The organism is Ramlibacter sp. (assembly GCF_029866045.1).
GTDB lineage: Bacteria > Pseudomonadota > Gammaproteobacteria > Burkholderiales > Burkholderiaceae_C > Ramlibacter.
The window spans coordinates 25701-39247 of sequence record NZ_JARXAB010000157.1 but is presented as its reverse complement, the minus strand read 5'-3'; the positions used below and the strand labels follow the sequence as shown (position 1 = coordinate 39247).

14 protein-coding genes and 1 pseudogene are annotated in these 13547 nt (G+C 65.7%); 10 read left to right on the top strand and 5 right to left on the bottom strand.

Annotation, left to right across the window (positions count from 1 at the left end; genetic code table 11):
* From minC to QE494_RS15965, 5 genes and pseudogenes are all read left to right on the top strand, one after another.
* Nucleotides 1-457: septum site-determining protein MinC (minC, locus tag QE494_RS15985; protein WP_300044850.1), on the top strand; the 457-nt coding region annotated here is incomplete at its 5' end.
* Nucleotides 400-753: pseudogene (locus QE494_RS15980) on the top strand (F0F1 ATP synthase subunit epsilon); the annotation flags it as partial. The gene minC and the pseudogene QE494_RS15980, both read left to right, overlap by 58 nt.
* 166 nt (nucleotides 754-919) lie before the next feature.
* Nucleotides 920-1369 (top strand): nuclear transport factor 2 family protein, encoded by a 450-nt coding sequence (locus QE494_RS15975; protein WP_300044848.1) that lies wholly within the window; start codon nucleotides 920-922, stop codon nucleotides 1367-1369.
* 16 nt (nucleotides 1370-1385) lie between these two features.
* Nucleotides 1386-2417, top strand: a complete 1032-nt coding sequence (locus tag QE494_RS15970; protein ID WP_300044861.1) for a YheT family hydrolase — start codon at nucleotides 1386-1388, stop codon at nucleotides 2415-2417.
* 45 nt (nucleotides 2418-2462) lie between these two features.
* Complete coding sequence (locus tag QE494_RS15965; protein WP_300044845.1) at nucleotides 2463-3560, top strand: MBL fold metallo-hydrolase; 1098 nt, start codon at nucleotides 2463-2465, stop codon at nucleotides 3558-3560.
* 46 nt (nucleotides 3561-3606) lie between these two features.
* Here QE494_RS15965 and mrdA read toward each other — a convergent pair whose 3' ends face one another.
* From mrdA to QE494_RS15945, 4 genes are read right to left on the bottom strand one after another with little or no spacing between them, the layout of a single operon-like run.
* Nucleotides 3607-5628 carry a penicillin-binding protein 2 gene (mrdA, locus tag QE494_RS15960; RefSeq protein WP_300044843.1) on the bottom strand — a complete coding sequence of 674 codons (2022 nt, stop codon included), beginning with the start codon at nucleotides 5626-5628 and terminating at the stop codon, nucleotides 3607-3609.
* A gap of 25 nt (nucleotides 5629-5653) precedes the next feature.
* Entirely contained in the window at nucleotides 5654-6172 is a 519-nt protein-coding gene (gene mreD / locus QE494_RS15955) for a rod shape-determining protein MreD (protein ID WP_300044841.1), read from the bottom strand.
* Nucleotides 6169-7095, bottom strand: coding sequence for a rod shape-determining protein MreC (gene mreC, locus QE494_RS15950; RefSeq protein WP_300044839.1), 927 nt, complete (start codon nucleotides 7093-7095; stop codon nucleotides 6169-6171). Before mreC ends, mreD begins: the two co-directional genes overlap by 4 nt.
* An 18-nt stretch (nucleotides 7096-7113) precedes the next feature.
* Entirely contained in the window at nucleotides 7114-8157 is a 1044-nt protein-coding gene (locus QE494_RS15945; protein ID WP_300044837.1) for a rod shape-determining protein, read from the bottom strand.
* A gap of 226 nt (nucleotides 8158-8383) precedes the next feature.
* On the opposite strand from QE494_RS15945, the gene gatC reads away from it, so the two are divergent.
* The 5 genes from gatC to QE494_RS15920 all read left to right on the top strand — a co-directional run bounded on the left by gatC (nucleotide 8384) and on the right by QE494_RS15920 (nucleotide 12624).
* Complete coding sequence (gene gatC, locus QE494_RS15940; protein WP_300044835.1) at nucleotides 8384-8683, top strand: Asp-tRNA(Asn)/Glu-tRNA(Gln) amidotransferase subunit GatC; 300 nt, start codon at nucleotides 8384-8386, stop codon at nucleotides 8681-8683.
* Between the two features lie 14 nt (nucleotides 8684-8697).
* Entirely contained in the window at nucleotides 8698-10167 is a 1470-nt protein-coding gene (gatA, locus tag QE494_RS15935; protein ID WP_300044832.1) for an Asp-tRNA(Asn)/Glu-tRNA(Gln) amidotransferase subunit GatA, read from the top strand.
* Nucleotide 10168: 1 nt separating this feature from the next.
* Nucleotides 10169-11644: an Asp-tRNA(Asn)/Glu-tRNA(Gln) amidotransferase subunit GatB gene (gene gatB, locus QE494_RS15930; protein ID WP_300044829.1), complete on the top strand. Its 1476-nt coding sequence runs from the start codon at nucleotides 10169-10171 to the stop codon at nucleotides 11642-11644.
* 44 nt (nucleotides 11645-11688) lie between these two features.
* Nucleotides 11689-12198, top strand: a complete 510-nt coding sequence (locus QE494_RS15925; RefSeq protein ID WP_300044827.1) for a DUF1993 family protein — start codon at nucleotides 11689-11691, stop codon at nucleotides 12196-12198.
* A gap of 189 nt (nucleotides 12199-12387) precedes the next feature.
* Nucleotides 12388-12624, top strand: a complete 237-nt coding sequence (locus tag QE494_RS15920) for a hypothetical protein (protein WP_300044824.1) — start codon at nucleotides 12388-12390, stop codon at nucleotides 12622-12624.
* A gap of 216 nt (nucleotides 12625-12840) precedes the next feature.
* Here QE494_RS15920 and pyrE read toward each other — a convergent pair whose 3' ends face one another.
* Nucleotides 12841-13539, bottom strand: a complete 699-nt coding sequence (pyrE, locus tag QE494_RS15915; RefSeq protein ID WP_300044858.1) for an orotate phosphoribosyltransferase — start codon at nucleotides 13537-13539, stop codon at nucleotides 12841-12843.
* Between the last annotated feature and the right edge of the window lie 8 nt (nucleotides 13540-13547).

The following is a 13547-nucleotide window of genomic DNA, read 5'->3' as shown; positions in this document are numbered from 1 at the left end:
AGCACCCGACAGCGTCGCCTCGCCCGCCCGCGTCGAAACCGTCGAGGTGGTGCGCGAGGTCGTTCGCGAAGTGCGCGTCGAGGTCCCGGTTGAAGTCGAGGTGCCCGTGGCCGCCAGCACCGTGGTGCTCGACAAGCCGCTGCGCTCGGGCCAGCAGTTCTACGCCAAGGGCGGCGACCTGGTCATCACCGCGGTGGTCAACCACGGCGCCGAAGTCATCGCCGACGGCAGCATCCACGTCTACGCGCCGCTGCGCGGCAAGGCCATCGCGGGCGCCAAGGGCAACCGCCAGGCGCGCATTTTCGCCACCGTGATGGAGCCCGAGCTCCTGTCCATCGCCGGCACCTACCGCACCACCGACAACCCGCTGCCCGACAACGTGCGCGGCAAGCCACCCTGGTGTCCTTGCCAGGTGAAGTGGGCGAGCTCGGCATCCTGCCGCGCCACACCCCGCTGATCACCCGCATCAAGCCGGGCGCCGTGCGCATCCAGCGCGCCGACAACAACGAAGAAGAGTTTGTCTTCGTTGCTGGCGGCATCCTGGAAGTGCAGCCGCACTGCGTGACCGTTCTGGCCGACACCGCCATCCGCGGCAAGGACCTGGACGAAGAGAAGGCCAAAGAGGCCCGCCAGGCCGCCGAGGAGGCGTTGAAGAACGCTAAGAGCGATATCGACCTGGCCAAGGCCCAGTCGGAGCTGGCCGTCATGGCCGCCCAGCTGGCTGCCCTGCGCAAGTACCGCCAGAAGCGCTGAGTCGGTACCCCCCTACAAGAACGCGCCAAAAACCAGCGCATTCCAAACCCCGGCCGAGAGGTCGGGGTTTTTTTCATCGAGCAGCAGCCTGCATGGTTGCGCCGCAAAGGGCTGCACCAGGTGGAGCAGTTTCAGGCCAACGGATTTCTCGGCACAATTTGCCTCGATGCGCAAAAACCCCCTGCAAGCCGCTAGTCTGGAGGGCAACGCCGACGACGTCGAGGCGGCCTTCTATGACGCCCTTCAAAACGGCGATGTCGACAAGCTGATGTCCTGCTGGGCTGATGAGGACGAGATCGTCTGTGTCCACCCCGGCGGACCGCGGCTGGTGGGCGCTACCGCCATTCGCGCCACCTTTGAAGCCATGTTCGCGAGCGGCACGATCCGCGCCTGGCCTGAGCGCGTGCACAAGGTGGAGTCTTTGGGCAGTGCGGTGCACCACCTGGTCGAGCGCGTCGAGGTGCAGAGCGCTGGCGGTCCACGCAACGCCTGGGTGCTCGCGACCAACGTCTATCACAAGACCGCACAGGGCTGGCGCATGGTGGCTCACCATGCCAGTCCCGGCACCGCGGGTGACGTGCAAGAGGTCGCCGGCGGCCCCCAGGTGCTGCACTAGGACGAACCTCCGGGTGCTGCAGTATCGCTCCCCTTTCTGGTTGCCCGGCGGCAACCTGCAGACCATTTGGCCGGCGCTGTGGAGCCGGCGCTTCGCAGGTATGCCCATCGCTTACCGGCGCGAGCGCTGGACCACGCCGGACGGCGACTTTGTCGATGCAGACTGGCTTGACGACACCGCCTCACCTCCCGAGGCCACCGCCCTGCCGACTGCACCTGCACCTGTACCTGCACGTGGCGCGGCCTGCGCCCCCCTGTTGGTCCTTTTTCATGGCCTGGAGGGCTCGTCGCGCAGCGCTTACAGCGAGGCCTTCGCCGGCGTGGCGCGGGCGCGCGGTTGGCAATTCGTCGTGCCGCATTTCCGTGGCTGCAGTGGCGAGATCAACCGTGCGCCACGGGCCTACCACTCAGGCGACTACGAAGAGGTGGGCGGGATCCTGGCCCGTCTGCGCGAGCGACACCCGGGACCGCTGCTGGCCGTGGGCATCTCTTTGGGCGGCAACGCGCTCATGCGCTGGGCCGCCGAGGCGGGAGCGAGCGCCTCCGCGGTCGCCAATGGCATCGCGGCGGTGTGCTCGCCGCTGGACCTCGCCGCTGGCAGCCAGGCAATTGGCCGGGGATTCAACCGCTGGGTCTATACGACCTTTTTCCTGCGCACGATGAAGCCCAAAGCCCTGGCCAAGCTGGCCCAGTACCCCGGCCTGTTCGACCACGAGTTGCTGGCCTCCGCCCGCGACCTGTATGACTTTGACGACCTTTTCACCGCGCCGCTCCACGGGTTTCGCAGCGCGGACGATTACTACGCCCGCGCCTCGGCGCGCCCACACCTGCACCGGATCCGAATCCCCGCACTGGCCCTGCACGCGCGCAATGACCCCTTCGTTCCTGCGGGTAGCTTGCCGGTGGTCGGTGAGGTCGGTCCCTGCGTGACATTGTGGCAACCTGCCGCTGGTGGTCATGTGGGATTTCCTCGCGGCACCCCACCCGGCGATGTGCGGGCGATGCCCGAGGCCGTGAGCACCTGGCTCGCCCAACAGACAGGGGTGTGAGGCGCCCAGCGAAAGCCGCAGGGAAGCCGCAGGAGCATGAAGCAGATGTTTGGTATCCCCCTTTTGCGATCACTCGTTCTTTGGCTGGCTTGCCTCTTGGTCGCCGGCTGCGCCTGGACCCCCAACAGCCCGCACCCCGACTACGACCCGTCCAAGCCGCATCACCGGCCTGAGGGGTTCGTCAACCGGTATGGGTCTGCGGCGGGCACAGGCAACCTGCTGCGATGGCAGTGGGAGCGACTTCGCGAGGGTCTACCCAAGCCCCCGGCGGCGCAGATCACCGGCGTCGCGGCTGACCTCGCCTTGATCCGCGCTCCCGGATCGGCCCCTGCCGTGACCTGGGTGGGCCACGCCACCGTGCTGATCCAGGTTGATGGAGTGAACCTGCTCACCGATCCGCACTGGGGTGCGCGCGCATCGCCGTTTTCCTTCGCCGGTCCCCGGCGGCATCAGCCGCCAGGCGTTCCGTTCGATGCGCTACCGCCCATCCATGCGGTGCTGATCTCTCACAATCATTGGGACCATCTGGACGAGGAGACCGTGCAGCGGCTCATGGATCGGCATCCCGGCATTCGCTTCTATGTGCCTCTGGGCGTTCAGCGCTGGTTCCGCGCCCATATTCGCGGGGTGCATCTCGATGGACCCGGGCAGAACGTATTCGCGCTCGACTGGGACCACACCGCCAGGATTGAGGGAGGCAGCGCGCCGCTGACCCTGCATTTCCTGGCTGTACAGCACTGGAGCGCGCGCATGCCCTGGGACCGCCAGCAGACGCTGTGGGGCAGCTGGGCGGTCCTACACCCCCGCCTCCGGTTCTGGTTCTCGGGCGACCTGGGTTATTCGAAAGACACGCAGGACATCGGCCGCCGGCTGGGTGATATCGACCTGGCCGCCATCGCCATCGGGGCCTACCAGCCGCGCTGGTTCATGAAGGCCTCGCACATCGATCCCGCCGAGGCGGTGCAGGTGATGCGCGATGTGCGGGCCCGCTCGGCCCTCGCCATCCACTGGGGGACGTTTGAGGGCCTGAGTGACGAATCCCTAGATCAGCCGCCGGTGGACCTGCGCCAGGCAATCGAGTCGCAGCCGCAAAGGCCCGACTTCCGGGTGCTGCGGCATGGCCAGACTTGGCGGCTGGACTAGGGGTATAGGGCCTTTGGCTGTGCCTAGACCGATTACTCTGGCAGCCCTAAGGTCTGCCTCGTGCCGCGGCCGCCTTGGCTCGGGAGGCGGGCGTCGCTGCCGCGCCTGCTGGCAGTACCGCCGCCGGCGGCCAGGCCGCTTCAGCGTTTCGCGGTGTGCTGATGGGCCTGCCGGCGAGCCCCTTGCGAACTGCCTCCAGGTCTTCGGCCGTCGGCACCTGCCCCTGCAACCAGTAGTCGAACACCCGCCGCGCGATCGGGGCGGCCGCCACTGCGCCAAAGCCCGCGTTTTCCACCACCATGGCCAGGGCGATCTTCGGCTGGTCGGCCGGGGCAAAGGCGATGTAGAGAGAGTGGTCCCTCTGATGCTCCTCCAGCTTGGAGGCGTTGTACTTGTCCTTCTGGCCGATCCCTACCGCCTGCGCAGTACCGGTCTTGCCACCGGACTCATAAGCTGCGCCAGCAAACACCTGCGCAGAGGTGCCGCCTTGCACCACGCCCACCATGGCCCGCTTGACGATCTCGACATGCTCGGGTTTGTAGCCCAGGTCTTGAGGCGCTGGCGCAGCCACCGCTTGCAGGGTGCGTGATACCGGGTCCTCGGTACCAATCACCAAACGCGGACGGTGCTTGACGCCGTTGTTCACCAGGGTCGCCGTGGCCTGCGCCAGTTGCAGCATGGTGAAGCTGTTGTAGCCCTGGCCGATGCCCAGCGAGATGGTCTCGCCCGAGAACCACTTTTTTTGCTCAGGCCGCTTGTAGTAGTTGCGCTTCCACTCCTGGCTGGGCAAGACACCCCGGACCTCACCGAGTACGTCGATGCCGGTGATCTGGCCGAAGCCCAGCGGCGCCATGAAGTCGTGGATGGCGTCCACGCCCATCTCATTGGCCAGCGAGTAGTAGTAGACGTTGCTGGATCTGACGATGCTGCTGAACATGTCTACCGGACCGAGACCGGTGTCACCGTGGCTGCGAAACACGTGATTACCGAAGGACCAGGAGCCATTGTCCTGAACGATGGCGGTGGGGCTGCGCTTGCCCGTCTCGAGCGCGCCCAGGGCCATGAAGGGCTTGTAGGTGGACCCGGGCGGGTAGGTGCCGCGCAGCGCCCGGTTCAGGAGCGGCTTGTCGAGGGATTCGTTGAGGGCTTGCCAGTTTTCCTGGTCGATGCCGTCGACGAACAGGTTGGGGTCAAAGGTGGGCTTGGAGACAAAGGCCAGCACCTCGCCCGTCGTGGGGTCTAGCGCCACCAGGGCGCCACGGCGCTCTCCGTACATTTGCTCCACCAGGTTTTGCAACTTGATGTCGATCGACAGCATCACGGTGCGGCCAGGTGTGGCTGGCTTGCTGGCCAGCTTGCGCACCGCCCGTCCGCCGGCGGAAGTCTCGACCTCCTCTACGCCGGTGACACCGTGCAATTGCCGCTCCAGGCTCTGCTCGACGCCTAACTTGCCGATGTACTCGGTGCCCCGGTAGTTGGCCTGCTCTTCCTCGGGCCAGTCCTCGATCGCTGCCTTCTCGCTTTGGTTGATCCGACCGATGTAGCCGATCACGTGGCTGGCTAGCTCGCCCCAGGGATAGCTCCGGAACAGCCGTGCGCGGATGTCCACGCCAGGGAAGCGGTAGCGCTGGGCAGCGAAGCGTGCCACTTCCTGGTCGGTGAGCTTGGTGCGGATTGGAATGGACTCGAAGTTCTTGAATTCCTCGCGCAGCTTCTTGAAGCGCTTGCGGTCGCGCGGCAGGATATCGATGACGGTGGATAGCTCGTCGATCACCGCGTCGAGCGGGCCATTGATGCGCGCCGGGTTGATCTCCAGCGTATAGGCCGAGTAGTTGGAGGCCAGCACGATCCCGTTGCGGTCCAGGATGAGGCCTCGATTCGGCACGATCGGGACAACCGCGGTCCGGTTGGCCTCCGCCTGCTCCTTCAGATCGGCATGGCGCCAGACCTGCAACCACACCAGGCGCAGCAGCACCAGTGTGAAGCACACCAGCACCACCACGCTGGCTGCCGTCACCCGGTGGCGGAAGCGGGAGATATCGGCGTCGACGTTGCGCAGCGGTGTCATGGGCCGGTTTCGGGGATCGCGCCCGTTACAGGGGGCGGGTGTCGTCCTGGTCGGGTGCCCGGCGCTGTGGCGCCAGCAGCAGCACATTCATGACAGGCCACAGCGCCGCCTCTATCACTGGTGCCAGGGCGCGCATCCAGCCCGGGAAGCTGCCATCGGCCGCCAGCCGGATGGTCATCTCGATCGCATGTGCCGCGGCCAGCAGCGGGAACACCTGCACCGCCTGCGAGGGGACGGTGAACCACAGCAAGCGCCGGTGGATGGTGATCGCGAAGTAAGACAGCGCGGTATAGGCCAGCGCATGTTGACCCAGCAGCGAGGTCTGGTGCACGTCCACGGCCAAGCCAAAGGCGAAGGCAGTTGCGATGCCGATGCGCAGAGGCTGGTGCACATTCCAGAACACTAGGACCAGGGCCAGCAGGTCCGGCATCCAGACCTGACGGCCCAGCGGGAGCATGTTGAGCAGCATCGCCGCCAGCAAGCTGCCCCAGATGAACCAGGGGTTGGCCGGCAGCAGCAACTCCTTGCCGCGGCGCATGATCATTTGCGCACTCCCCGGCGTGGGGCGGGCTGCGGCGTTTCTTCGGCAGGCGGCCGTGCTGGCAGTTGCTCACCCAGGGCCTTGAGCACTATCACATGGCGTCCCCGACTCACACCGGCCTTGGGCTCGATGTAGATGCGCGCGAAGGCCGAGTCGGTGCGGCGCTCGACATGGGCAACGGTCGCGACCGGCAATCCCGGTGGGTAGACGCCGTCCACCCCACTGGTGGTCAGCAGGTCCCCCACCTGCACATCGGCGTTGGCCGCCATGTAGCGCAGCTCCAGCGACCCCGGGTGCTGGGAGATGGGATCGCCTTGGGCCACGCTGCGGCCGCCGGTGCGCACATTGAGCACCGGGATGGACTGGTCTCGGTCGGTGATGAGGGTGACTTCGCTGACCAGGGGGTGGACCCGTGTGACCTGACCAATCACACCATCCTCGTCGATCACCGGCGAGCCTGGTTCGATCTGGCTGCCCAGCCCCTTGTTCAGAATGACCTTGCGTGTGTAGGGATCGGCGGCCTCGAAAAGGATTTCAGCGGCGATCGCGGTTGTGCCGAGTCGCTCGCGTAACTCCAGCATCTGGCGCAGGCGCAGGTTTTCTTGGGTCAATTCCTCGACCTGGTTGGCCTTGAGCGCGAGGCGGGCGAGCTTGTCGCGTGTCGACGCCTGTTCGGACTGCGCACTGGACAGGGACTGGAAGTAGTCGCCCGCGCCCTCTGCCAGGCGCACCGGCTGCAACGCGAGCCAGCGAGCCGGCGCGATCATGGCAGCGACGACAGCGCGCAGCGGATCGGCCACACCGAAGCGCATGTCGGCAACCATCAGGAACAGCGCCAGTGCGCTGAAGACGATTAGCTTGGACAGGGCCGAAGGACCCTGCTTGAAGAACGGCGGCGGGGTCCTGTCCAGCGTACCGAGCGGCATCGCTGTGGTTCCCCGGGCTTATTCGTTGGTGAAGATCGAGCCCAGGCGCTCCATGCGCTCCAGGGCGATGCCGCAACCGCGCACCACGCAGGTCAGGGGGTCTTCGGCCACCAGGACGGGCAGGCCGGTTTCTTCGGCCAGCAGGCGGTCGAGGTCACGCAGCAGGGCGCCACCGCCGGTGAGCATCATGCCGCGCTCGGCGATGTCGGCGCCCAGTTCGGGGGGCGTGCTCTCCAGCGCGTTCTTCACCGCAGACACGATGTTGTTCAGGGGGTCGGTGAGCGCCTCCAGGATCTCGTTGGACGAGATGGTGAAGGAGCGCGGCACGCCCTCGGAAAGGTTGCGGCCCTTGACCTCGATCTCCTTGACCTCGGAGCCGGGGAAGGCCGAGCCGATATTCTTTTTGATCATTTCGGCGGTGGGCTCGCCGATCAGCATGCCGTAGTTGCGGCGGATGTAGCTGATGATGGCCTCGTCGAACTTATCGCCGCCGACGCGCACGCTGCCTTTGTAGACCATGCCGCCCAGCGAGATGACGCCCACCTCGGTGGTGCCGCCGCCGATGTCGACGACCATGGAGCCGGAGGCTTCGGACACCGGCAGGCCCGCGCCGATGGCGGCTGCCATCGGCTCCTCAATCAGGTACACCTCGCTGGCGCCAGCGCCGAGGGCCGATTCGCGGATGGCGCGTCGCTCGACCTGAGTGGAGCCACACGGCACGCAGATGATGATCCGCGGGCTGGGCTTGAGCACCGAGCGCGGGTGAACCATCTTGATGAACTGTTTGAGCATTTGCTCGGTGACGGTGAAGTCGGCGATCACGCCGTCCTTCATCGGGCGGATCGCCTCGATGTTGCCGGGTACCTTGCCCAGCATGGCCTTGGCCTCGTGACCAACAGCCTGAATGGTTTTCTTGCCCTGGGGGCCGCCTTCGTGGCGAATGGCGACTACCGAGGGCTCGTCCAGCACGATGCCCTTGTCGCGGACGAAGATCAAGGTGTTGGCCGTGCCCAGGTCAATGGCCAGGTCGGTGGAGAAATAGCGTCGGAAGGATCCGAACATCAGGAAGTCCTTGTGAGCGATGCAAAAGAGGCCGCATGAGCGGCCCCTCTTTGGTGGTAACTGGGGCGAGCAATCCGAGGCTGTTCCGCCAGGGCGGACAGGCCTGCTTGTACGCCGGCCCAACGGGCTCACCCGAAGGCAGGATAATACCCGATCGCCCGATGACAATCGGCCCGTTCCGGCGTGGAATTGCTCCGTTTCGGGCCTCTTTTTCAGTCTTTTCCTGATGGCTCTCACCCCCGACGACATCCGCCGAATTGCTCACCTGGCCCGGCTCGAATTGGCCGAGCCCGAACGTGATCGCATGCTGGCCCAGATCAATGGCTTTTTCAGCATCGTCGAGGCGATGCGCGCGGTCGACACCAAAGGAGTGGAGCCCCTGGCCCATCCGGTGGCCGCCTTCCAGGAGGTTCACTTGCGCTTGCGCGAAGACCGGGCCAGTGAGCCAAACCAGCGCGAGGCCAACCAACGCAGCGCACCGGCTGTCGAACGGGGCCTGTTCCTGGTGCCCAAGGTCATCGAGTGAGCCAGGGCGTCTCCATGAGTACCAAAGAACTGCATCAACTGTCCTTGGCCGAGATGGTGGCCAGCCTGCGCGCACGGGAGGTTTCGGCCGTAGAGCTGGCGGGGCACTTCCTGGCCCGAATGGTCCAGCATGCCGGCCTGGGCGCCTTCCTTTCCACCGACTCCGAAGTCACGCTGGCCCAGGCCCGCGCCGCAGATGACCGATTGGCGCGCGGGGATGCAGCGCCCCTGCTGGGCGTGCCGATCGCGCACAAGGACATCTTTGTGACCCGGGACTTCCCCACCACCGCCGGGTCGCGCATGCTCAGGGACTACCGCTCCCCCTTTGACGCCACGGTGGTGGCACGCTTGGCGCAGGCCGGCATGGTGACGCTGGGCAAGCTCAACTGCGATGAGTTCGCCATGGGTTCGGCCAATGAGAACTCCGCCTACGGTGTGGTGAAGAACCCCTGGGATCTTTCGCGCGTACCCGGCGGATCGTCTGGCGGAAGTTCAAGCGCGGTCGCGGCCCGCCTGGCGCCCGCCGCGACGGGCACCGACACCGGCGGCTCGATCCGCCAGCCGGCGGCCTTTTGCGGCATCACCGGCATCAAGCCCACCTACGGCCGCGCCTCGCGCTACGGCATGGTGGCCTACGCTTCCAGCCTTGACCAGGCCGGTCCGATGGCCGCCAGCGCCGAGGATTGCGCGTTGTTGCTCTCGGCGATGTGCGGCCCCGACCCCGACCGTGATTCCACTTCGCTGGATGTCCCAGCCGAGGACTACAGCCGCTCCCTGGGTGACTCGCTGGTCGGTTTGCGCATTGGCGTGCCGCGCGAGTTCTTCGGCGAAGGCCTCTCGCAAGACGTGCGCGCCGCCATTGACGCGGCGCTGGCGCAGTACGTGAAGCTGGGCGCGACCCTGGTGGACATTTCGCTACCCCGCACCGAGCTGGCTATTCCGGTCTACTACATCATCGCGCCCGCCGAGGCGTCCTCGAACCTCTCGCGCTTTGACGGCGTGAAGTTCGGCCACCGCGCCAAGGACTATGGCGACCTGATGGACATGTACAAAAAGACCCGCGCCGAGGGCTTTGGCGACGAGGTCAAGCGCCGCATCATGATCGGCGCCTACGTGCTCTCGCATGGCTACTACGACGCCTATTACGTGCAGGCGCAAAAGATCCGCCGTCTCATCGCCGACGACTTCCGCGCTGCCTTCATGCAATGCGACGTGATCGCTGGCCCGGTGGCGCCCACCGTGGCCTGGAAGCTCGGCGACAAGGCCGATGACCCGGTGGCCAACTATCTGGCCGACATCTTCACCCTCCCCGCCTCGCTGGCGGGCCTGCCTGGCATGAGCCTGCCCTGCGGCTTTGGCGAGGGCGGTATGCCTGTGGGCTTGCAGCTCATTGGCAATTACTTTGGCGAAGCGCGCCTCTTGAATGCGGCGCACCGCTTCCAGCAGGCCACCGACTTCCACCTGCGCCAGCCCGAGGGATTCTGAAATGTCCGCCAAACTCGTCCAGGGCTATGAAGTCGTGATCGGCTTCGAGACGCACGCCCAGCTGTCGACCCAGTCGAAGATCTTCAGCCGTGCGCCCACGGCGTTTGGCGCCGAGCCCAACACCCAGGCCTGTGCGGTGGATCTGGCCTTGCCCGGCACCCTGCCTGTCATGAACAAGGGCGCCGTCGAGCGGGCCATCGCCCTGGGCCTGGCCGTGGGGGCGCAGATCGCGCCGCGCAGTATCTTCGCGCGCAAGAATTACTTCTATCCCGACTTGCCCAAGGGCTACCAGATCAGCCAGTACGAGATCCCGGTGGTGCAGGGTGGCGAGGTGAGCTTCTTCTTGGGCCAGGAGAAGAAGTCGGTGCGTCTGGTGCGTGCCCACCTCGAAGAAGATGCGGGCAAGTCGCTGCACGAGGACTTCATTGGCCAGTCGGGTATCGACCTCAACCGCGCCGGCACGCCGCTGCTGGAAATCGTCACTGAGCCCGACATCCGGTCCTCCGAAGAAGCCGTGGCCTATGCCAAGGAACTGCACAAGATCGTCACCTGGATCGGTATCTGCGACGGCAATATGCAGGAGGGCAGTTTCCGTTGCGACGCCAACGTCTCGGTGCGCAAGCCTGGCGCTCCCCTGGGTACCCGGCGCGAAATCAAGAACCTGAACTCCTTCAAGTTCATGCAGCAGGCCATCGATTACGAGGTGCGCTGGCAGATCGAGGAGATCGAGGACGGCCGCGCCATCGAGCAGGCCACGGTGCTATTCGACCCAGACACCGGCGAGACCCGTGCCATGCGCACCAAGGAAGATGCGGCCGACTACCGCTACTTCCCCGACCCGGATTTGCCGCCGCTGGTGGTGGCTGCCGAATGGGTGGAGCAGGTGAGGGCCAGCATGACCGAGTTGCCGCGCGCGATGGCGGCCCGTTTCGTGTCCGAGTTCGGATTGCCTGAGTACGACGCCACCACGCTCACGCAAAGCAAGGCCATGGCGTCTTATTTCGAACAGGTGGCCCAGGCCTGCGGCCAACCCAAGCTGGCCAGCAACTGGATCATGGGTGAGGTCTCGCGGCGCCTGAACGCCGGCGAGTCGTCGATCGAGCAGGCGCCGGTGTCGGCCGCTGCGCTGGCGGCTCTGATTGGCCGTATCGCCGATGGCACCATTTCCAACAACGCGGGTAAGCAGGTGTTCGACGCCTTATGGACTTTCGAGGGCCAGGGATCGCAGGGCGCCGCCGATGCGGTGGCGCGTGTGGACGCGATCATCGCGGCCAAGGGCCTCCAACAGATGAACGACTCCAGCGCGCTGGAGAAAATCATCGACGAGGTCATCGCCGCCAACCCAGACAACGTCGCCCAGTTCAAGGCCGGCAAGGACAAAGCCTTCAATGCCCTGGTCGGCCAAGCTATGAAGGCCAGCAAGGGCACAGCCAACCCGGCCCAGGTCAACGAATTACTCCGCAAGAAACTGGCCTGAAGCCCGTCTTATTCAACACGCATCACGCAAGAAAGCTTTTCCAAATGAATCTCTCCAACGCCAGCCTGTCCGTTTTTGTTCAATACCTGGGCAACCTGCGCCACCTGCTGGTCAAGGCCCAAGCCGATGTGACAGCCCGTGGCTACGACGAGCAAGCTCTGGTGCAGTACCGTCTGGCCCCCGACATGCTGCCGTTCAAGATCCAGATCTGCATTGCTTGCGACGCCGCCAAGCTGTGCGCTGCCCGTATCACCGGCCTGGACGCACCCAAGTACGACAACACCGAAACCACCCTGGCTGAACTGGTGCAGCGCATCGACAACACTCTGGCCTGGTTGAAGACGGTGCCCGCTTCGGCGATCGATGGCCAAGAAGACAAGGAAGTGACCTTCCCCGTCGGCAAGACCGCCACGCGCACGATGACGGCGCAGGCCTACCTCATGACCTGGGCGCTCCCCAACATGTACTTCCACATCACCACCGCGTACAACATCTTGCGTCACAACGGCGTGGCGATCGGCAAGGGCGACTACCTCACGGGTTCAGCTGCCTGAGCCCCTCAGTCCTACTCCGGGTCCCCGCAGCAGGCATTGAGCAGGCAGCCTGCCACGCTGCCCATGACTGCGCCCGCCATGGCGCCCACCGCGCCACCTTGGACGGGATCGAGGGTGGTGTGGTCTCCCGAAGCGCGGGCCACTAGGACGGCCGCAGCGCCTGCCGCGCCACCCAAGACGCCTCCCGTGATGAGCCCACACACAGTCCAGGTGCAGGTACGCCCATTCAAACACCGCCCGCCCGCGTATGCCGGCTGGGACTCTCCGAATCTGGCTTCGACCGACATCTCGCCGGCCGACGGCCACGCCCGGGGTACCGGGCTCAATTCGACGGCGTGGTGCGAGTTGGGTGCAGGCGCTGCCGCAGCCGTAGGGGCCGGGGCGACGGTGGCGGAGCGGCGGCCTGTGTTCAAGGCGGTGGGGTGAAGCATGGACGGTCCTCGTGCAAAGCGGGTGGGCGCCGCCACTGGCACACGTGAAGACGCTGCACAAGACAGCAGAGGTCAGTTCCAGGGGCGGGGGAGGGGCGGATGCCAGAATTCGGCATGCGTCCGGCGCGTGATTCTCGGCATCGCGTCCCGCCGCCGCTGACAAAATCCGGGCGATGCTGCCCGCTCCGCCCGGGTGCGCCCGGGCTTGGGCTTAGTCCTCGACGCCGTAGCGGTCTCGGTAGGCCTGCACCTGGGCGTAGTGCGCGCTTAAGGCGTCGCCGCCTTGTTGCTGTAGGTAATCGAGTAGGTCGGTCAGACGAGCGATGGCGCACACCTGCAGGCCCAAGTTACTGCGCACGTACTGAACCGCGCTATGGGGCATGTCGCGCACCGAGCCATCGGCCTGCTTCTCGGTGGCCATCTCCTGGCGGTCCAGGGCGAGCGCCACGCCATGAGGCGTCGCGCCGGCGGCCTCGATGATGGCGATGGACTCGCGCGCGGCGGTGCCTGCGGACATCACGTCGTCGACGATCAGCACTCGTCCTGTGAGTGGCGCGCCGACCAGGGAACCGCCCTCGCCGTGGTCCTTGGCTTCTTTCCGGTTGTAGGCAAAGGGAACATTGCGACCGAGTCGGGCCAGCTCGATGGCCACCGCCGCCACCAGAGGAATCCCTTTGTACGCGGGGCCAAACAGCATGTCGAACTCGATGCCCGAGGCCATGATTCGCCGTGCATAGAATTGCGCAAGACGGCCGAGCTTGGCGCCGTCGTCGAACAGGCCGGCGTTGAAGAAGTACGGCGAGTCCCGTCCCGCCTTGGTGCGGAAGCTCCCGAAACGCAGCACGCCTGCCTCCAACGAAAACTGCACAAATTCTTGCGCCAGGGCGTCCTGGCCTGCTGCTGCCACCATGGGGAAAT

What these genes read in the sequence shown, in the direction of transcription:
- QE494_RS15975 (WP_300044848.1), top strand. Translation starts at nt 920, where the DNA reads ATGCGCAAAAACCCCCTGCAAGCCGCTAGTCTGGAGGGCAACGCCGAC.
- QE494_RS15965 (WP_300044845.1), top strand. Translation starts at nt 2,463, where the DNA reads ATGTTTGGTATCCCCCTTTTGCGATCACTCGTTCTTTGGCTGGCTTGC.
- mrdA (WP_300044843.1), bottom strand. Translation starts at nt 5,628, where the DNA reads ATGACACCGCTGCGCAACGTCGACGCCGATATCTCCCGCTTCCGCCAC.
- mreD (WP_300044841.1), bottom strand. Translation starts at nt 6,172, where the DNA reads ATGATCATGCGCCGCGGCAAGGAGTTGCTGCTGCCGGCCAACCCCTGG.
- mreC (WP_300044839.1), bottom strand. Translation starts at nt 7,095, where the DNA reads ATGCCGCTCGGTACGCTGGACAGGACCCCGCCGCCGTTCTTCAAGCAG.
- QE494_RS15945 (WP_300044837.1), bottom strand. Translation starts at nt 8,157, where the DNA reads ATGTTCGGATCCTTCCGACGCTATTTCTCCACCGACCTGGCCATTGAC.
- gatC (WP_300044835.1), top strand. Translation starts at nt 8,384, where the DNA reads ATGGCTCTCACCCCCGACGACATCCGCCGAATTGCTCACCTGGCCCGG.
- gatA (WP_300044832.1), top strand. Translation starts at nt 8,698, where the DNA reads ATGAGTACCAAAGAACTGCATCAACTGTCCTTGGCCGAGATGGTGGCC.
- gatB (WP_300044829.1), top strand. Translation starts at nt 10,169, where the DNA reads ATGTCCGCCAAACTCGTCCAGGGCTATGAAGTCGTGATCGGCTTCGAG.
- QE494_RS15925 (WP_300044827.1), top strand. Translation starts at nt 11,689, where the DNA reads ATGAATCTCTCCAACGCCAGCCTGTCCGTTTTTGTTCAATACCTGGGC.
- QE494_RS15920 (WP_300044824.1), top strand. Translation starts at nt 12,388, where the DNA reads ATGAGCCCACACACAGTCCAGGTGCAGGTACGCCCATTCAAACACCGC.
- pyrE (WP_300044858.1), bottom strand. Translation starts at nt 13,539, where the DNA reads ATGGTGGCAGCAGCAGGCCAGGACGCCCTGGCGCAAGAATTTGTGCAG.